The sequence below is a fragment of the Sinanaerobacter chloroacetimidivorans genome, from assembly GCF_018128545.1.
GTDB lineage: Bacteria > Bacillota > Clostridia > Peptostreptococcales > Anaerovoracaceae > Sinanaerobacter > Sinanaerobacter chloroacetimidivorans.
In genome coordinates, this window is sequence record NZ_JAGSND010000020.1 from 49874 (window position 1) to 68534 (window position 18661).

Below are 18661 nucleotides of genomic sequence, written 5' to 3' on the forward strand. Positions count from 1 at the left end.
ATTTTATTAAGGAGGATTGTTTATGAAAAACATGAGATTGAAAAAAATTCTTAGCGTTCTTTTGGTCTTGCTGCTTGCATTTTCAGTTGTTGCGTGTGGAGACACTTCAAAAACCAAAGCGGGTGATGATGAAAACACTAGCTTCAATAATGTGCAACTTCTTATGGGTACTGGCGGAACATCAGGCACATGGTACCCCGTTGGCGGTGCGATTTGTTCTTCAATGAATAAGGTCAGTGGGATTAATGTCAATGTTCAGGCTTCTGCCGGCGGCGTCGAAAACATAAGAACTGTTGCAAACGGTGAAAGAGATCTTGGTATGGCATTATACAGCCTTGGCAATTATGCATTGAAAGGTGAGGAGGCCTTTAAAGGGGAGAAGCTTGACAATATTAGAGGAATTGCAGTAATGATGCCTATGGCCGCTCAGTTCCTTGTAAGGGCTGATTCCGGGATTACTTGCATTAAAGATTTAAAGGGTAAAAAAGTCGGCGTTGGCGCGCCTGGGAGCGGAGAGGAAGTATGCGTAAGAGAATTCTTAACTGCAAACGGAATGTCATATGATGATTGTGACGCAAAGTTCATTTCTTTCACAGAACAGGTTACAGCATTCAAAGATAGACAACTCGATGCAATATTTATCATTACAACACCTCCGACATCTGGCATTCTTGATGCGGCAGCCCAAGCAGATGTGGCTTTAATTCCAATTGCAGGCGAAGAAAGAGATAATATTTTAAAACAGTATTCAAGTTATTATGCAACGAAAATACCCGCAGACGCATATGATTTTCTTTCCGGAGATGTTGAAACTGTAGGAATGGGTACTCTGCTCTTTTGCTCAGCAGACCTTGATGAAAATGTTGTATATGCTATTACAAAGGCGATGTATGATGACGCCGATTATTTAAAGACTGTACATCCGGCTCTCGAATCACTTTCTGCGGAATATTCAATTGAATCCATGGGGGATTTCCCAATGCATCCGGGCGCTGAAAAGTATTATAAAGAAATAGGCCTTATCAAATAAAGACGTATAAGTAACGAGGCAGATGGTTATGCCGAAATGTAACCATTTGCTTGTTATCAGACCGTAATATTACTGTGCAATCAAAAAGGAGGCAGTAATGGTAGGAAATAAAGAGAAAAAAGAAATAAAAGCACAGATAAAGACTGAAACTGAGGAAACAAACAACGTTGCAATGGAAGCGTTGAATGTTGAACGTATCGAAGTCGGTGATTTAGAAAAAATTGCATCCTTGCGGGATGCAAAGCGTAAATTCAACGGACTATTAAACCGTATACTCCAATTCGTATGTGTCTCTATGGTGTTATATCAACTATATATTGCAAGCTTCGGCGATTTACTGGCAATTATGGCCAGAGCGATTCATCTCGGATTTGGCATGACGGCCGTATTTATGATGTACCCTGTAAGTGCAAAGCTAGCGAAGCAAGTGAAGATACCTATCTACGACTGGCTGTTTGTCATTCTTTCTTTGGCTGCGAACGGGTATTTGGTGATTTTTAATGAAGACCTTGCAATCAGAGCTGGCACAATGACGACGACAGACCTAGTTATGGGAATAATTCTTATCGTGCTTTTGTTGGAATCAGCAAGGCGTGTTGTCGGAAAAGTATTGACTTCGATCGCATTATTTTTCATAATTTATGTCCTGTTTGGCAATTATTTTCCTGGCCCAATGGCTTATAGAGGAGCTTCGCTGGAGAGTATGGTCAGGTATATGTATACTACTACTGAAGGTGTGTATGGAACCATATTGGGAGTCTCATGCAATTTTATCTTCTTGTTTATCCTGATGGGATCATTAATGACCGTTATGGGTACAGGGGAATTTCTAATGGATATTTCCCTGGCGGTATTTGGCAAATATAAGGGCGGACCAGCTAAGGCGGCAATATTAGCAAGTGCGCTGTTTGGCATGATCAGCGGTTCAACGGTAGCCAACATCGTCACGGTAGGTACATTTACTATTCCGCTGATGAAGAAAGTTGGATATAAACCGCATTTCGCTGGTTCGATTGAAGCGACGGCATCCTGTGGCGGACAAATAATGCCGCCTGTAATGGGGGCTGCAGCGTTTATTATAGCTGAAAATCTTGGAGTTTCGTATTTGAAGGTCTGCGCTGCGGCAGCCTTGCCGGCAATTCTATATTTTACATCAATTTATTTTGCCGTACATCAGGAAGCTGTAAGGGAGAACATATCAGGCCTTCCTAAAGAACAACTGCCGAAAGCTGGCCATGTATTAAAAACCAGAGGCTATCTAATACTTCCGCTTTTCATTATCGTAGGCATGCTTCTTGGAGGCTTTTCCCCTGCTATGTCGGGGTTTACAGCTACGTTATCATGTGTGGCTCTCAGTTTTATAAGAAGAGAATCTTGGCTGACTCCGAAACGTCTTGTTCAATCGAGTGTGAATGCCGTTATTAATGCGCTTGAAGTGCTGATTGCCTGTGCTACAGTCGGTTTCATTGTCAGTGCGTTTACCATGACAGGTCTTGGCGTAAAGCTTGCGACACTCGTCGTAACGATTGGTGGCGGATATCTATTGCCGACGCTGATAATGACAGGCATCTGCTGTATCATATTAGGTATGGGCGTACCTACGACTGCAAATTATGTCATGATGTCCATGATCACGGTTCCGGCAGTGTTGCAGATGGGTGTACCCGCTATGGCAGCGCATCTGTTCTGCTTCTACTACGGAATCATTTCCGACCTGACGCCGCCAGTTGCATTGGGGGTCTTAGCAGGCGCGGGAATCGCGCAGGCTAATTTCTGGAAGACAGGATTGAATGCGATGAAGCTGGCTTGTCCTACCTACATCGTTCCGTTCTTCATCGTGTACAACCCGATATTGCTGGTTGGACAGCAACCGTTTACATTGAAATTGCTATTAATCGTCGCTTTTTGTGTATTCGGCGTTCTTGTTTTGAGCTGTGCCTTGTACCGATATATCATAGATTATAATAAATTCTATGAAACAATTCTTTGCTATTTTATAGCGTTTATGTGCATACATCCTAATATCCTGTATAGCTTTATCGGGATTGGATTATTCGTTTTGGTGATAATTGCCCAGAGGGACAGAATAAAAAAATCACAATTGCTTACTTGCGACAATTTGCAAGGAAAGTGATTTCAATATCCATAGTACGTACTTGGTTGAAATATTAACAAAGATTTTTAAAGGAGGAAAATTTATTATGGCTAATTATGATAATTTACCGGAAGGACTGGAAAAGTTCGTTGTTGAAAACCCAAAAGGTATCGATGTTAAAGAAACACGTTTCAGATGTAAGGTAGCTGCAAATGATGCACGTTATGCAAGAAATATGCTTGCAGGGTCCGACTTGATGAAGTTTGTTGCTGATATGGCTACAGACTTAAGCTTGAGAAGAGACAACGACAGCAGCAAACTGGCAAACATCAATGTTAATTTTCATCAGAGTATTTTTGGTGGCGAGACTCTGGAAGTCATCAGCTGGCCGATTCAGGAAGGCTCAAGGTCGAGATTTAACGGAATCGCTATTTACAAGCTGGTGTCTTATCATGCTGATCATTGGGATAGAGCGAAAGATACAGAAGAGTGTTATAAGGTTTTGGACGAGCCACTTCTTTGCATCAGTGGTACTTTTACGGCAGTCGTAAAGTCCCCAAGAAACTAGCTAAATTCATTAGGAGGGTGCTTAGTTGATGTAGGCATCCTCTTTTTATTCGATTTTCATAATTAGAGGAGGGTTAAAATGGATTTCAAACTATCAAAAACACATTTGCTTCAGCAGGAATTATTCCGTAGATTTGCGGAAACTGAAATAAAGCCGATTGCAGAAGAGATGGATGAAACAGAAGTATTCAATATGGATCTCGTAAAAAAACTCCTGAGATATGGATTGATGGGAATTCCATATTCAAGAGATTACGGCGGAGTAGGCGGAGATTATCTGGGCTATGCTCTTTGCATGGAAGAAATTTCAAAGATTGATGCCAGCACAGGTATCACAATTTCTGTACACACTTCCCTTGCTTGTTCTTGTGTTGACGGTTTTGGAACAGAAGAGCAAAAACAAAAATGGCTGAGACCAATGGTTGACGGATCAAAAGTTGGATGCTTTGGTTTAACCGAACCAAATGCCGGAACAGATGCAGCCGGTCAGCAGACAAAGGCAGTTCTGGACGGTGATGAATATGTCATCAACGGAGCTAAGATCTTTACCACAAACTCCGGTTTTGCCGATACTTTTGTAGTATTTGCAATGACTGATAAATCCAAAGGCACAAAGGGTATTTCCGCATTTGTAATGGACAGAAACACCCCAGGTCTTACAGTAGGAAAGAACATTCACAGAATGGGTATCAGAGCAGCATCCAACTGTGAAGTAGCATATGAAAACGTACGTATTCCTGTATCCCAACGTCTCGGAAAAGAAGGAGACGGATTCAAAATCGCTATGAAGGCTCTTGACGGCGGAAGAATCGGAATTGCAGCACAGGCAACAGGAATTGCACAGGGCGCATTGAATGAAGCAATGAAATATGTAAAAGAAAGAAAGCAGTTTGGAAAGAGAATTTCCTCCTTCCAGAATACTCAGTTCAAGATTGCAGAACTGCAGACTAAGATTGATGCTGCAAGACTTATGACCTACCGAGCTGCAGTATCTAAGGATAATCACGAGAACTTTGGACCTTTGGCTGCTATGGCTAAATTGTATGCATCTGAAATATGTAATGATGTAACCAGAGCTTGCGTACAGCTCATGGGTGGATATGGCTATTCCAGAGAATATCCGGTAGAAAGAATGATGAGAGACGCAAAGATTACCGAAATCTATGAAGGTACTTCCGAAGCGATGAAGATGGTTATTGCCGGTTCTATGAAAATTAGCTAATCAGTGAAATTGAAAGGAGAAATAAGATGAAAATCGTTGTATGTATAAAACAAGTACCTGATACCAATGAAGTTAAGCTCGATCCGGTTACAAATACACTGATCAGAGAAGGAGTGCCAAGCATCATCAATCATGATGACAAATCAGGAATTGAAGCAGCACTTCAGCTGAAAGAAAAAGTAGGCGGAACAGTAACCGTAGTATGTATGGGACCTCCACAGGCAGATGTTGCACTAAGGGAAGCTCTTGCTATGGGTTGCGATGAAGCATTTCTGATTTCAGCAAGAGAATTCGGCGGATCCGATACTTATGCTACTGCAGTTATTATTGCTGCTGCACTTGAAAAAATTGGATATGACCTGGTTATCACCGGCCGTCAGGCAATCGATGGAGATACTGCTCAGGTTGGACCGCAGATCGCAGAAAACCTTCATGTTCCACAGATATCCTATGCGGAGGAAATAAATATTGAAGGCGACAAAGTTATCGTTAAGAGACAATATGAAGATAGATATCACATCATTGAAGTTAAGACTCCTTGTCTTCTGACCGCTCTTCAGGAACTGGCTGCACCTAGATATATGCATGCCGGAGGAATTGTTGATGCTTATGAAAAGGAAATCAAAGTATTTGGTTTTGATGATTTAAAAGATTCTTTAAATCCTGAACATATCGGATTGAAAGGATCTCCAACAAATGTATTCAAATCCTTTACAAAGCAGGCGAAAGGTCAGGGAACTCTTCACGCAGATTTAAGTGTTGATGAAGCAGTTAAAGTTATTATTGATAAGATGGAAGAAAGACATATCATCTAAGCTTGCTAAATTTGCCTACAGCGTTGTTGCGCCTCATGCGATCGATGCTCACGTACTATTAAGTACGTTCCGCTCTCACTTCGTCGGGCGCCTAGCTGTGAACAAATTTTTCTAAGCTAATAAAAATATATTAGGAGGAAACCTTAAATGAGTAAAGATATTTATGTAGTAGTTGAGCAAAGAGATGGCCTTGTCGCTAAAGTTGGTTTGGAACTGATTGGCGAAGCCACAAAGCTTGCTGCTGATTTAGGCCAGAAGGTCGTTGGTGTCCTGCTGGGAGATAAAATCAAAGAAAAAACACAGAGCCTGATCGAATACGGTGCAGATGAAGTTGTATACGTTGAAGATCCAATGCTTGCAGAATATGTTACTGAGCCATATGCAAAAGCACTGGCTGCAGTAATCAAGGAATGTGATCCTGAGATTGTTCTCTTCGGAGCAACTTCCATCGGAAGAGACCTTGCACCAAGAGTAGCTTCCAGAATTCACACAGGACTGACAGCAGACTGCACAAAGCTTGACATCGATGTATTTAAAGCAAATGAAGAAGATCCGGGACAGAAGTTGCTGTTTATGACCAGACCTGCATTCGGCGGAAACATCATGGCTACCATACTGTGCAAAAACTACAGACCTCAGATGGCTACGGTAAGACCTGGAGTCATGAAGAGACTGGACAAGGATACAACTAGAAAAGGCGAAATCAGAGAAATCAAAGTTGAATTCGTACCATCTGATATGAACGTAGTGATCAGAGAAGTCGTAAAAGAAAAGCACAAGAAGTCAGATATTACAGAGGCTAAGGTTCTGGTATCCGGCGGCCGTGGTATCGGAAGCCCTGATTTCTTTGGAACTTTGAAAGAACTTGCAGATGTTCTCGGCGGAGACATTTCATCCTCCAGAGCAAATGTCGATGCCGGTTGGGCAGCAAAAGACAGACAGGTTGGACAGACTGGAAAGACAGTAAGACCTGACCTGTATCTTGCATGCGGTATTTCCGGAGCGATCCAGCACGTAGCTGGTATGGAAGGTTCTGAATGCGTTATCGCCATCAACAAGAATGACACAGCACCGATTTTCGATGTAGCTGACGTTGGTATCGTTGGAGACGTTAAGGTAATCATTCCTAAACTGACGGATGCTTTAAAGAAATATAAACTAGCTAACGAATAATTTAGTCAAGGTAACTAGAAAGAAATATTGAATTACCAGTTAAGTAGGCCAAACGTATTGTAACAGATGACATCTAAATGATGCGTTTGGCCTGAAATATAATATAGATGTAATCAATCTTAAAAGGTTCCCCAAATACTAGAGGATATTAAAAAATCCAAATCTGGTGCAACAGAATTATTATGCACTTGTATTAATTATACCCTAAAAAGAGTATAAAGGTAGATTTAGATGATTGAAACAAGGAATAGGAGGAGATATAAATGAGTAAAGTAAGCATTATTACAGCGGAACAAGCGGCGAATCTTGTGGAGGATGGCGACACAGTAATAACAAGCGGATTTGTTGGAAATTGTAATCCTGAAGAGTTAAGCAAAGCTATTGAACAGAGATTTTTACAGACCGGATCTCCTCGTGACCTTACATATTTCTATTCCGCTTCGCAAGGGGACCGTAGTGGTACGACAGGAGGAGACCATTTTGCGCATGAAGGATTAGTAAAGCGTGTAATCGTCGGACATTACGCAACTGCGCCTAAGCTAGGAGCTCTGTGTCTGGCAAATAAGTGTGAAGCATATAACCTACCTCAGGGAGTTCTAACATATCTAATCAGGGATATTGCTGGGCATCGACCAGGTACCATAACACACGTAGGGCTTGATACTTTTGTTGACCCTAGAAATGGCGGGGGGAAGGTTAATTCTAGGACTACTGAGGATTTGGTTGAACTCCTTGAGATGGATGGTGAAGAGAAACTTTTCTATAAAGCCTTTCCATTAAATGTTGCGTTCCTTCGAGGAACTTACGCAGATGAATATGGCAATGTAACGCTGGAGAAGGAGGCCGCAACGACAGAGGTTACTTCGATTGCACAGGCTGTTAAAAATAACGGGGGTAAAGTTGTCGTACAAGTTGAAAAAATAGTCAGAACGGGGACATTAGATCCAAGACTTGTAAAAATTCCAGGAATTTATGTTCATGCAGTAGTTGTGTCGGATCCGAAGAATCATGAGCAAAGTCTAGGCGGTGTTTTTAATCCGGCGATCTGCGGAATGACAAGAGAACCGGTGGGGGGAGAGGTTGAGATCAGTCCGCTTTCTGCTAAGAAGATTATAGGCCGCCGGGCTGCAATGGAACTGCGTAAGGATACGGTAGTCAATCTCGGCATCGGAACTCCTGAATACGTTGCTCAGGTCACCAATGAAGAAGGAATCGCGGATTATATGACACTTACAGTAGAATCTGGAGTCATAGGAGGGGTTCCGCAATCCGGTGCGAAATTTGGATCAAGCTTGAACCCGGATGCGATTATCGACCAACCGTATCAGTTTGACTTTTACGATGGAGGCGGCCTGGATATGGCATTCCTTGGACTAGCTGAATGCGATGAGATGGGCAATATTAATGTCAGCAAGTTTGGACCAAAGCTGCCCGGATGCGGGGGCTTTATAAATATTACACAAAATGCAAAAAATGTTTATTTCTGCGGGACATTTAATGCGGATGGTTTGAAAGCAAAAATCGAAGAGGGAAGATTAGTCATTTTAGAGGAGGGCAAGAAAACAAAATTCATCAAGCAAGTGGAACAAGTTACATTTAGCGGAAGATACGCCAATAAAAAAGGACAAAAGGTTCTTTATATCACGGAGCGATGTGTTTTTGAGTTAAGACAGGATGGCCTATACATTATCGAAGTGGCTCCTGGGATTGATGTACGGACACAAATTATAGAGCTAATGGAATTTGAGCCGAAAATCGACCTCAATATCAAATCTATGGACGAGGTATTGTTTCGTGAGGAGCGTATGGGACTTAACAGAGATAATTAAATTATTAAAAACGAAGATGATACTGGTCGTTAATTGGATTGATTCCGAAAAATAAAAAGAGTCAGCAATAAAGGAGAAATAGTCATGTATACAATGGGCGTGGATATTGGTTCTGCTTCCTCAAAGGCAGTAATTCTAAAAGACGGAAAAGAAATAATAGCAACTGCTGTATTACAGGTTGGAACAGGAACTACCGGACCGAAAAAGGTAATTGACAACGCTCTTGCTAAGGCTGGTTTGACTTTGGATGAAATGGATAATGTCGTTGCAACCGGATACGGTAGATTTATGCTTGAAGAAGCCAATCAGCAGTTCAGCGAAATTAGTTGTCACGCTAAGGGAAATTTCTTTCAAATTCCTTCAACGCGGACAATTATTGATATTGGCGGGCAGGATGCAAAAGTCATTAAATTGGATAGCAAAGGCTCTGTAACGCAGTTTTTCATGAATGACAAATGTGCTGCAGGAACAGGTCGTTTTCTTGAAGTAATGTCTAGAATCCTTGAGGTTGGACTTGATGAGATGGAAGCTTATGATTCACGAGCATTGGAGCCAGCAACAGTAAGCAGCACCTGTACAGTATTTGCTGAGTCGGAAGTGATTTCCCAACTCGCCAGTGGAATTGCAGTTGAAAATGTAATCGCTGGAATCCATCGCTCTGTAGCCAGTAAGGCTTGCGCTCTTGTCTACAGAGCGGGACTCGAAGACGATGTAGTGATGAGTGGTGGCGTAGCACAAAATGGGGGAGTCGTAAGAGCGATCAGCAAACAATTGAACCGACATGTTAATGTAGCACCAAATCCGCAGATTACCGGTGCCCTAGGAGCTGCATTGATAGCGTACGAGGAAAATATCAAAGGATTAAAGATTCAGAAGGAGAAAAAAATCAATGACTAATATAACAGAAATGAATGCAAAACAATTGCTTTTATATTATCAGGAAATCCTTGATAAAGAGGCATGGCAAGCAAAAAAGGAAGGCAGACTTGTTTGCTGGTCTGCCTCTGTAGCACCGCCGGAGTTTTGCGTCGCGATGGATATTGCCATGGTATACCCTGAAACTCATGCGGCGGGAATTGGGGCACGAAAAGGGGCCTTGGATTTTCTGGAAGTTTCGGAGCATAAGGGATATTCTTTAGATACGTGCTCCTACGCCAGAGTAAATCTGGGGTACCTGGAACTTTTACTTGAGAAGGAACGTACCGGTAACACTCCTGAAAAACTTCTGAATTCACCGGCAGTTGAGATTCCTCTACCCGATTTAATCATTACTTGCAATAATATTTGCAACACATTGCTCAAATGGTATGAAAATCTTGCTGTGGAGTTGAACATTCCATGCATTATCATCGACGTTCCATTCAACCACACGATGCCGATCCCTCAGTATGCAAAAGAGTATATAGCAGAGCAATTTAAAGATGCGATTGCACAACTTGAAGACATTTGTGGCAGAAAATTTGATTACGATAAGTTTTTAGAGGTTCAGAAACAGACTCAGCGTTCAGTGGCACAGTGGAATCGATTGGCAAGCTTTCTCACATATAAGCCTTCCCCTTTGAACGGATTTCATTTATTCAATTTTATGGCATTAATTGTCCAGGCGCGAAGTAGAAGTTATGCAGAGATCACATTTAAAAAATTTGCAGATGAATTAGAGCAAAATTTGCAAGAAGGAATTTATGCCTACAGAGATGAAGAAAAAAATCGTATTACATGGGAGGGAATTGCAGTATGGCCGCATCTGGGCCATACATTCAAGATGTTAAAAGATTCTGGAATAATTATGACAGGATCTGCGTATCCCGGTTTATGGAATTTGACATATGAGCCTGGTGATCTGTATTCAATGGCGGAAGCATATACGAGAATCTATATCAATACATGTATTGAAAATAAAACTGAAGTTTTATCCAAAATTATTACGGAAGGACAATGTGATGGAATTCTGTATCATCAAAATAGAAGTTGCAAATTAATGAGCCTTCTGAACGTAGAGACGGCGGAGCTATTACATAAGAAAAACGGATTGCCATTCGTAAATTTTGATGGTGATCAGACAGATCCGCGTAATTATGCTCCTGCGCAATATGAGGTTCGTGTGCAGGCTCTTGATGAAATGATGCAGCAGAATAAAGGAGAAAGCAATGAATAGAATCAATGATTTAATAAATGAATTTATTTCTATAAGTACGAATCCGCAGGCAGAAATTACTTCTTTTATTGAAAGTACTGGAAGAGGCGCTGTGGGCGTTATGCCGGCGTATTCTCCTGAAGAGATTATCCATGCCGCAGGCTTTCTCCCTGTTGGAATTTGGGGAGGACAAAAAAGCATTTCAAAAGCACGGGCATATCTCCCTCCATTCACTTGTTCGATTATGCAGTCTGTTATGGAACTGCAGCTGGAGGGTGCATATGATATATTAAAAGCCGTCGTTTTCTCAGTTCCCTGTGATACATTAAAATGTATGAGCCAAAAGTGGAAAGGTTCATCTCCGGTATTGGTATTTACCCACCCCCAAAACCGAAAAATTAAAGCCGCTTCAAAATTTCTCGAGGCTGAGTATAGAATATTACGGGATAAATTAGAAGAAATTTTGGGGGTTGAGATATCAGAACTAGCAATCCAAAACAGCATTAAAATCTACAATGACAATAGAAGAACTATGCGAGACTTTACAAATTTGGTTGCAGATTATCCACATATCATTGATCCCGCAACACGGCATGCTGTGATCAAGGCGAGATGGTTTATGGAAAAATCCAGGCATACAGCGCTGGTGAGGGAATTGATGTCAGAGATAAGGAAGCAGCCAATGAAACCGTGGAAAGGGAAAAGGGCAGTGTTGACGGGAATTACTGCTGAGCCGGATGAGATACTGCAAATTTTCAAGGAATACGGATTTGCAGTAGTAGCGGATGATCTGGCACAAGAATCTAGGCAATTCAGGATAGATGTGCCGGAAGGAAACGATCCTTTCGAGCGTATTGCGGGTTGGTGGCTTGAGTTTGATGGATGCTGTCTCGCCACAAATCCTTTAAAACCCCGGGGAGCCATGCTGATTGAAATGGTTGGAAAATATAAAGCGGATGCTGTTATTGTTTGTATGATGAAATTTTGCGATCCGGAAGAGTTTGATTATCCAATCTATCATGCGCAATTAGAAAAAGCAGGTATTAGAAACCTGTATCTTGAGATTGATCAAGAGACAGCCTCCTTTGAGCAAATGAAAACGAGAGTACAGAGTTTCCGTGAGATTTTGTAAATGATCGGATAAAGAAGATAGTAAATATCTATAGGAGGAAATGTAATGGAAATCATTGTTTGCATTAAACAAGTTCCGGGAACAACTGAAGTTGAAATCGATGAAGAAACTGGAGTTTTAAAAAGAGATGGAATCGAAGCCAAGATGAATCCATATGATTTGTATGCGATTGAAATTGCGGTACGGATCAAAGAAGATAAAGGAGCCAAGGTAACGGCAATTACAATGGGGCCGCAGCAGGCAATAGTAGTTTTGCGAGAAGCATTTATGATGGGTGCTGATGAAACGGTTTTATTGACGGACCGGAGATTTGCCGGTGCAGATGTTCTGGCAACTTCATATGCGCTAGCTCAGGGAATTAAAAGACTTCCAAACAATGTTGATTTGATTATTTGCGGCAAAATGACAACCGACGGAGATACTGCTCAGGTTGGCCCTGAAATTGCTGAATTTATTGGGGTTCCTCATATATCTAACGTGCTCAATATTTTGGAAATAAAAGAGAGGTCAATTGTAGTTGAAATGGACATGGGCCATACCATAGAAATTGCTGAAGTTAATTTTCCTTGCTTAATTACTGTGGAGAAGGGAATCAACCAGCCACGTCTGCCTTCTTTTAAAAGGAGATTGGAAACGGAATCCAAAGAAATATCAGTGTTAAGTCTTAATGACTTTGAAGATCAGGATGAGAAAAGATACGGACTGAATGGCTCTCCAACTCAAGTTAAGAGAATTTTTCCGCCAGAAACGAACACAAACCGTGAGCTGTGGAAAGGTTCCAGCCAAGAGTTGAGTGATCGGCTAGTAAACAAGCTGATGGAAATGAAGTTTGTGCAGGAGGAATCGGGATGGCAAAGATAGTAATTCATCAGGAAAAATCAATGTCCCCAGAGGAGACGGTGAAGCTCTGTCCTTTCGGAGCAATTGAATGCATTGAAGGTAAAATAGAAATCAATGCAGGATGCAAGATGTGCAAGATCTGCGTTAAACAGGGGCCTGTCGGAGTATTTGAATTGGTTGAAGATGAACCGGAAACAGCTGAATTTGACCCTGGCAACGGTATCCTGGTTTATGCTGATTGCTCCGAGAGAGAGATTCATCCTGTCACATATGAATTACTGGGAAAAGCACGGGAAATGGCGAATAAGATAGGGCACCCTGTATACGGAATTTTGATTGGTTATGAAATTAAAGAGAAGGCAAAAGAATTGTTGCATTACGGAGTAGACGAAGTTTTTGTTTATGATAATCAACACTTTCAATACTTCAGGATAGAACCATATGCGGCGGCAATGGAAGATCTCATCATGAAAAAAAGGCCAACCATCGTTTTAGTGGGAGGTACTACTGTTGGAAGATCCTTGGCCCCTCGTGTCGCGGCAAGATTTAGAACGGGATTGACAGCTGACTGCACGAAACTGAGTATTCAGGATAACACCGACTTAGACCAGATACGTCCTGCGTTTGGCGGGAACATAATGGCACACATTCACACCCCCAAGCATCGGCCTCAGTTCGCAACGGTTCGGTATAAAGTATTTGATGCCCCTGCGCGAACAAAAGAAACTGAAGGCAAGATTACCGAATATGACATGCCTCTTGAAAAAATGGCATCTAATATCAATGTCATTAAGATAAAGAAAAAAGAAAAAATTGAAGCGCTTGAAGATGCAGAAGTGATTGTTGTTGCGGGAAGAGCAGTAAAGAAGAAAGAGGATCTGAATATGATTTATCAGCTTGCAGACCGTCTTGGAGCACAGGTTGCGGGAACCAGACCGCTTATTGAGACGGGCTGGCTGGATGCAAGAAAGCAGATAGGGCTTAGCGGAAGGACTGTAAAACCAAAACTTATCATAACCTGCGGAGTTTCTGGCGCCATACAGTTTATTTCTGGTATGAACAATACAGATTGTATCATTGCAATAAATAGTAATGAAAATGCAAGTATTTTCAATGTTGCCCATTATGGAATAGTTGGTGATATATACGAGGTTATACCAAGGATTATTGAAAAACTGAAGTGAGGAGGAAATCAGATGACTTATAAAAAAATTGATGAGAGAGATCTTGCATTTTTACGATCGGTATGTGGTGAGGATAAAGTTTTTTTTGGAGAAGAGGAAATAAATGACGACTTCAGCCACGACGAATTGGGAGGAGTCCACCAGTATCCAGAGGTTTTGGTAGAAGTTATCGAAACTTCGCAGGTTTCGCAAATCATGAAGTATGCTTTTAATAATAATATTCCCGTTACTCCACGAGGCCAGGGAACAGGCCTTGTCGGTGCATCTGTAGCAATTTATGGAGGCATAATGATTAACATGAGCAAGATGAATCGAATACTTGAACTTGATGAGGATAATTTAACACTGACTGTTGAACCCGGCGTTTTGCTTATGGAAATCTCAAAATTTGTTGAAGAGCATGACCTGTTTTATCCTCCGGACCCTGGAGAAAAGAGTGCCACTATCGCTGGAAATATAAATACTAACGCAGGAGGTATGAGAGCAGTAAAATATGGAGTTACCAGAGACTACGTTCGCGGCCTTGAGGTTGTTTTGCCTAATGGAGATATCCTTCAACTGGGGGGGAAGATAGTAAAAAATAGTTCGGGTTATAGTATCAAGGATCTAATTGTCGGATCAGAAGGAACTCTTGGAATTGTAACTAAAGCAATACTAAAATTGCTGCCCCTGCCAAAAAAAACTATTAGCCTTTTAATACCGTTTCCAAATCTGGAAATGGCAATTGAAACTGTTCCGATCATTATTAAAGCAAAGATCATTCCTACGGCGATCGAGTATATAGTTAAGGACGTAATTTTGGTTTCAGAAGAATTTCTCGGAAAAAAATTTCCTGACCATTCGGCGGATGCATATCTTTTGCTTACTTTTGACGGAAACAGCACTGAAGAAATTGAACGTTTATACGATAAAGTGGCAAGAATCTGCCTAGATCAGGAGGCACTCGATGTATTGATTTCCAATACGCAGGAAAGGCAAGATTCAATCTGGAAAGCTCGAGGTGCTTTTTTAGAGGCAATCAAAGCTTCGACGACTGAAATGGATGAATGTGACGTTGTTGTTCCTAGAAATAAGATTGCAGAGTTTGTAAAATTCGGAGACAGATTACAGACCGAATGCCATATTAGAATACGTGGATTTGGACATGCTGGAGATGGTAATCTTCACATGTACATTTTGCGCGATGAGCTTAATCAGGCAGAATGGGAAGAGAAGCTTGAGGAAGTGTTTAGACATCTGTATCAGAGAGCGAAAGAACTTGGAGGAAAAGTATCAGGTGAACATGGGATTGGATTTGCGAAGAAACTATATCTTCAGGAATCTGACGGTGAAGTAAATACGTTGCTAATGCAATCGATAAAACGAGCATTTGATCCGATGAATATATTAAATCCGGGGAAAATCTGTTAAAGAAAAGAGAGTTTTTCACTTAGCTTTGAAATGACGTTTTTGGATCGTAAATCTGGTTAGCAATAAGCCGTAAATAAGTCTGATTTTAAATTGTAGGTTTGTCAAACATATGTTACACCGTCATTTCGAGCAGCGGTGGCTGTTTGAAATCACGTTTTTATCACTGCCAGCGGCTGTATTCTGTTTAATCTGGCAACAATAAGCCTAATCCTTAAATGCTATTGAATTTGGCGATTTATTAGTATAGAATGCCTGAAAACTCTGATATTGTAAGAAAACATTTTAAATTATGGTTATATGCTTTAAATATATTAACTGAAATTTACAATCAAGACATATTTATAGATTGTGAAGTTCTTCTTAGCGATATTGATGAAGAAAGCAAATATTTTGTTCAAACCGGAATCTACGATCAGTGCATTGAACATTTGGACAAGAATGGATTACTGATGATTACAGGGGGGGCCGGGTGTCGGAAAAACAATTACTTCAAAAATGTTGGCATTATATTATGCAAAGGTAATATTGAGATTAATTCAGTGAGAGATTTGTTTATGATTAGTAAACATATCCTTCCGCCAAGGCCCCACCAGCTTCAAACGGCATCTTTTTTGACCATTCAACGCACGTTGAGGTGATAATAATGATGACGTATTGTGGTCGAGACAAAAAATAAAGGGGTACAACCACAATATGTAGTGGTTTTGGAGCAAAAAATGAGAAAAAAACGGGCAGAAATAGTGCATTTTTCGGCCCGTTTTTTTGAGGCATTTTATAGATGACATCGGGTGTTTTTTGTAAATTCACAAATTGTTTGCAATATGTTATTCATAACTTTTAAAAATGTAACAGAGACACTATATTTTTTCTTATTGTATATATAATTAAATTATGTTAATATAAACATATCAATAAATGTTGAAATGTTTATATAATGTGGAGGATATATTATGAAAGAGAAAATATTAAGTGTAGGATCAATTATATCATCTTTTTTTGCATCAATATGTTGTATTGGAATCCCTCTATTATCAGTTCTTGGTTTGAGCGGTATAGGTCTTTCTTTTGCTCCAGTTATTACACCTTATAAAAACGTTTTCATAGTAATAACAGCATTAATGCTTGGTGTAGCTCACTATATAATAGCAAAAAATAAGAGTACACCAAAAACCACAAGAATTATTCTATGGATTTCAACGGTAATATCTGTTGGATTTATTTCATATTCGTACTTTTTAGAGAGGTAGTTATGCAAATTAAAAATGAACAAATTGAAGCGTATACAAAGTTTTTTCACGGACTATCTAATCCTACAAGATACCAAATTATTATTTCTTTATTAAATGATAAAAAAAACGTAGGTGAACTGGCCGAAGATTTATGTTGCTCCCAAAGTCTTATATCAATGCAGTTAAAATGTTTGAAATGGTGTAATTTTGTAAAGTCAATTAAAGAAGGAAAGAATATCTATTATTATATTTCTGACGAAAGAATAAAGGAACTTATTCAGCTTGGCCAATCAATAGCCGAAGGGAGTATAAATAAGATATGTACCTGTGAGGTTATAGAAAATGAAAATAAGAGTTAAGGGAGGAAAATATAGATAATGGAAAAAGAAACTTTGAATAAATGTTGTTGTGGAAATTCAGAAAAATCTTCGTGTGAGGTAGGAAATAACAATTTGTGTCCTGTATGTGAAAAACAAGGTACTCTTGTTAAAAACATTACAGTAAAGCATATGGTACTTGATGAGTTAACGGAGCAAATCGGTGATAAGGATTATTTTTTATGCATGAGTGAGGAATGTGATATTACTTATTACAATACAGAATCTAATATCAAATTTAATAAACAGCAAGTAAAAGTACCAATATGGTTTAAGAACGGCGCTAATCCTAAATATGCCTGTTACTGTAGTAAAGTTACGGAGGAACAAGTTATAACTGCTGTCGTAAAAGATGGTGCTAAAAATATGAAAGATGTCTTGAAGCTTACTGGAGCAATGAAAAATGCGCAATGCCAGAAGAACAACCCATTAGGTAAGTGTTGCCATCAAATAGTTCAGGATGCAATAGATAAGGGACTATCAATCAAATAGTGACAAATTATTCATGTGACACTTTATAAACTGGTATCGTATGAGTTTGGTATTATCTATTGGTATATAGGATCAATTATGCTAAATGGAAAAATTAATAGAATTGAATTGAAAATCCAAAGGTATTGAGATGATAAATCTTGATGCCTTTGTTTTCATATACCCAAAACAATTTTCTAAATCTGCCGTCAGGCAGAAGCACATGAGGCTATGTTTTTCTTTTTTATGAGAAGCATAGCCTCTTTTTTTATTGCCTGATGTGGCGAAAAAGAATGGAGGAAACCGAAATGGCAAACGAAACAATGCGTATCTTTTTCCCTCTGAAGATCGTGACTTACCCCCAGGGCGAGTATGGAGTGGAGGACAATCCGGTGGAAATCACCCCTGCAGATGCTGTCTCTTATGAAGATGCTATCCTCGCTGCCATCGTCAAAGAGAACCGGCAATTTAAAAATGACCGCGGCCTTGCGGAATACATCCATGAGGATGCGCTGAAGGAAAAGGTACACAGCCTGTATCCATCCGTGGAAGTCTGCGATGGTGAGCTGTGGGGAGTCATGACCGCCGGGCTAACAGAAGCTCTTTCTGGTGAGGAAACAGCCGAGCTTTTGAATTTTGTGGTTGGACAAAATGCAGATGGCTTCGGGGAAAGCCTAGAACAGCGCCCTATCAAAACGCCAGACGGCGAGATTTATGTCAGCCTCTGGAATGATGAGAATTACTCCATCAAGCCGGAGAAGGAAATGAAAAACAGCGCTCCCGCTCTCGGTTACAGCGGTCCGATGATGGGAGGAATGTAAGTGAGCAAGATATTTTCCATCATCGGCCTGGAAACCAACACTGGCATCCGCGACGTTGGACTCATGAGTGGGGTTCCCGAAGTGGAGGACATACAAAACTCCCAGCTATATAAAGAACTGGTTGAGGACTGCGGCGGTTCAGAATACATCACAGTGGCGGTTAAATCCTTCCGTTATGGCGAGGGGGAACCTCAAGATGCAACCGTCGAAGATCTCCAGTGGCTTAAATCTCATCCCGAATTCTTGAAAAGTAATGCGGTTACAAATCTGCAAAACGCAAGATTCGCCATCCTCTATCCTGATCAGGGGATGCAGATGAACATGTAGCGTCT

19 protein-coding genes are annotated in these 18661 nt (G+C 40.6%); 18 read left to right on the top strand and 1 reads right to left on the bottom strand.

What is annotated here, in order from left to right; translation table 11 throughout:
* Positions 1 to 22: 22 nt before the first annotated feature.
* From KCX82_RS19760 to KCX82_RS19820, 13 genes are all read left to right on the top strand, one after another.
* A complete protein-coding gene (locus KCX82_RS19760; RefSeq protein ID WP_227020206.1) occupies positions 23 to 1030 on the top strand; it encodes a TAXI family TRAP transporter solute-binding subunit in 1008 nt (335 codons plus the stop codon).
* A 97-nt stretch (positions 1031 to 1127) separates the two neighbouring features.
* Entirely contained in the window at positions 1128 to 3164 is a 2037-nt protein-coding gene (locus tag KCX82_RS19765) for a TRAP transporter permease (protein ID WP_227020207.1), read from the top strand.
* A 67-nt stretch (positions 3165 to 3231) separates the two neighbouring features.
* Positions 3232 to 3693, top strand: a complete 462-nt coding sequence (locus tag KCX82_RS19770; protein WP_227020208.1) for a hypothetical protein — start codon at positions 3232 to 3234, stop codon at positions 3691 to 3693.
* Between the two features lie 78 nt (positions 3694 to 3771).
* The gene (locus KCX82_RS19775) at positions 3772 to 4914 is read left to right on the top strand and encodes an acyl-CoA dehydrogenase (protein ID WP_227020209.1); all 1143 of its coding nucleotides are present in this window, start codon (positions 3772 to 3774) and stop codon (positions 4912 to 4914) included.
* A 26-nt stretch (positions 4915 to 4940) separates the two neighbouring features.
* Entirely contained in the window at positions 4941 to 5729 is a 789-nt protein-coding gene (locus KCX82_RS19780; RefSeq protein ID WP_227020210.1) for an electron transfer flavoprotein subunit beta/FixA family protein, read from the top strand.
* A 147-nt stretch (positions 5730 to 5876) separates the two neighbouring features.
* Positions 5877 to 6902, top strand: coding sequence for an electron transfer flavoprotein subunit alpha/FixB family protein (locus tag KCX82_RS19785; RefSeq protein ID WP_227020211.1), 1026 nt, complete (start codon positions 5877 to 5879; stop codon positions 6900 to 6902).
* Between the two features lie 263 nt (positions 6903 to 7165).
* Positions 7166 to 8731, top strand: coding sequence for an acyl CoA:acetate/3-ketoacid CoA transferase (locus tag KCX82_RS19790; RefSeq protein ID WP_227020212.1), 1566 nt, complete (start codon positions 7166 to 7168; stop codon positions 8729 to 8731).
* 84 nt (positions 8732 to 8815) lie between these two features.
* Positions 8816 to 9628: an acyl-CoA dehydratase activase gene (locus tag KCX82_RS19795; RefSeq protein WP_227020213.1), complete on the top strand. Its 813-nt coding sequence runs from the start codon at positions 8816 to 8818 to the stop codon at positions 9626 to 9628.
* Complete coding sequence (locus KCX82_RS19800) at positions 9621 to 10886, top strand: 2-hydroxyacyl-CoA dehydratase subunit D (RefSeq protein WP_227020214.1); 1266 nt, start codon at positions 9621 to 9623, stop codon at positions 10884 to 10886. Before KCX82_RS19795 ends, KCX82_RS19800 begins: the two co-directional genes overlap by 8 nt.
* Positions 10879 to 11997: a 2-hydroxyacyl-CoA dehydratase subunit D gene (locus KCX82_RS19805; RefSeq protein ID WP_227020215.1), complete on the top strand. Its 1119-nt coding sequence runs from the start codon at positions 10879 to 10881 to the stop codon at positions 11995 to 11997. The genes KCX82_RS19800 and KCX82_RS19805 overlap by 8 nt, the downstream gene beginning before the upstream one ends.
* A 45-nt stretch (positions 11998 to 12042) precedes the next feature.
* A complete protein-coding gene (locus KCX82_RS19810; RefSeq protein WP_227020216.1) occupies positions 12043 to 12858 on the top strand; it encodes an electron transfer flavoprotein subunit beta/FixA family protein in 816 nt (271 codons plus the stop codon).
* A complete protein-coding gene (locus KCX82_RS19815; protein WP_227020217.1) occupies positions 12846 to 14021 on the top strand; it encodes an electron transfer flavoprotein subunit alpha/FixB family protein in 1176 nt (391 codons plus the stop codon). Before KCX82_RS19810 ends, KCX82_RS19815 begins: the two co-directional genes overlap by 13 nt.
* 12 nt (positions 14022 to 14033) lie before the next feature.
* The gene (locus KCX82_RS19820) at positions 14034 to 15431 is read left to right on the top strand and encodes an FAD-binding oxidoreductase (protein WP_227020218.1); all 1398 of its coding nucleotides are present in this window, start codon (positions 14034 to 14036) and stop codon (positions 15429 to 15431) included.
* Positions 15432 to 15989: 558 nt separating this feature from the next.
* Here the strand turns inward: KCX82_RS19820 and KCX82_RS19825 are convergent.
* Positions 15990 to 16238, bottom strand: coding sequence for a hypothetical protein (locus KCX82_RS19825; RefSeq protein WP_227020219.1), 249 nt, complete (start codon positions 16236 to 16238; stop codon positions 15990 to 15992).
* A gap of 143 nt (positions 16239 to 16381) precedes the next feature.
* Between KCX82_RS19825 and KCX82_RS19830 the strand changes: the two genes are divergently transcribed.
* The 5 genes from KCX82_RS19830 to KCX82_RS19850 all read left to right on the top strand — a co-directional run bounded on the left by KCX82_RS19830 (position 16382) and on the right by KCX82_RS19850 (position 18656).
* Positions 16382 to 16678 (top strand): hypothetical protein, encoded by a 297-nt coding sequence (locus tag KCX82_RS19830; protein ID WP_014315036.1) that lies wholly within the window; start codon positions 16382 to 16384, stop codon positions 16676 to 16678.
* A 2-nt stretch (positions 16679 to 16680) separates the two neighbouring features.
* On the top strand, positions 16681 to 17019 hold the full coding sequence (locus KCX82_RS19835; protein WP_014315035.1) for an ArsR/SmtB family transcription factor: 339 nt from the start codon (positions 16681 to 16683) through the stop codon (positions 17017 to 17019).
* An 18-nt stretch (positions 17020 to 17037) separates the two neighbouring features.
* Positions 17038 to 17529 carry a Csac_0668 family 2Fe-2S cluster-binding (seleno)protein gene (locus tag KCX82_RS19840; RefSeq protein WP_227020220.1) on the top strand — a complete coding sequence of 164 codons (492 nt, stop codon included), beginning with the start codon at positions 17038 to 17040 and terminating at the stop codon, positions 17527 to 17529.
* A 287-nt stretch (positions 17530 to 17816) separates the two neighbouring features.
* Positions 17817 to 18329, top strand: coding sequence for a hypothetical protein (locus tag KCX82_RS19845; RefSeq protein ID WP_014315033.1), 513 nt, complete (start codon positions 17817 to 17819; stop codon positions 18327 to 18329).
* Positions 18330 to 18656 carry a hypothetical protein gene (locus tag KCX82_RS19850; protein ID WP_014315032.1) on the top strand — a complete coding sequence of 109 codons (327 nt, stop codon included), beginning with the start codon at positions 18330 to 18332 and terminating at the stop codon, positions 18654 to 18656.
* Positions 18657 to 18661 lie beyond the last annotated feature (5 nt).

Coding starts and splice junctions, on each gene's coding strand:
- KCX82_RS19810 (WP_227020216.1), top strand. CDS start 12,043: ATGGAAATCATTGTTTGCATTAAACAAGTTCCGGGAACAACTGAAGTT.
- KCX82_RS19840 (WP_227020220.1), top strand. CDS start 17,038: ATGGAAAAAGAAACTTTGAATAAATGTTGTTGTGGAAATTCAGAAAAA.
- KCX82_RS19815 (WP_227020217.1), top strand. CDS start 12,846: ATGGCAAAGATAGTAATTCATCAGGAAAAATCAATGTCCCCAGAGGAG.
- KCX82_RS19790 (WP_227020212.1), top strand. CDS start 7,166: ATGAGTAAAGTAAGCATTATTACAGCGGAACAAGCGGCGAATCTTGTG.
- KCX82_RS19775 (WP_227020209.1), top strand. CDS start 3,772: ATGGATTTCAAACTATCAAAAACACATTTGCTTCAGCAGGAATTATTC.
- KCX82_RS19765 (WP_227020207.1), top strand. CDS start 1,128: ATGGTAGGAAATAAAGAGAAAAAAGAAATAAAAGCACAGATAAAGACT.
- KCX82_RS19780 (WP_227020210.1), top strand. CDS start 4,941: ATGAAAATCGTTGTATGTATAAAACAAGTACCTGATACCAATGAAGTT.
- KCX82_RS19835 (WP_014315035.1), top strand. CDS start 16,681: ATGCAAATTAAAAATGAACAAATTGAAGCGTATACAAAGTTTTTTCAC.
- KCX82_RS19845 (WP_014315033.1), top strand. CDS start 17,817: ATGGCAAACGAAACAATGCGTATCTTTTTCCCTCTGAAGATCGTGACT.
- KCX82_RS19830 (WP_014315036.1), top strand. CDS start 16,382: ATGAAAGAGAAAATATTAAGTGTAGGATCAATTATATCATCTTTTTTT.
- KCX82_RS19785 (WP_227020211.1), top strand. CDS start 5,877: ATGAGTAAAGATATTTATGTAGTAGTTGAGCAAAGAGATGGCCTTGTC.
- KCX82_RS19820 (WP_227020218.1), top strand. CDS start 14,034: ATGACTTATAAAAAAATTGATGAGAGAGATCTTGCATTTTTACGATCG.
- KCX82_RS19805 (WP_227020215.1), top strand. CDS start 10,879: ATGAATAGAATCAATGATTTAATAAATGAATTTATTTCTATAAGTACG.
- KCX82_RS19800 (WP_227020214.1), top strand. CDS start 9,621: ATGACTAATATAACAGAAATGAATGCAAAACAATTGCTTTTATATTAT.
- KCX82_RS19795 (WP_227020213.1), top strand. CDS start 8,816: ATGTATACAATGGGCGTGGATATTGGTTCTGCTTCCTCAAAGGCAGTA.
- KCX82_RS19760 (WP_227020206.1), top strand. CDS start 23: ATGAAAAACATGAGATTGAAAAAAATTCTTAGCGTTCTTTTGGTCTTG.
- KCX82_RS19770 (WP_227020208.1), top strand. CDS start 3,232: ATGGCTAATTATGATAATTTACCGGAAGGACTGGAAAAGTTCGTTGTT.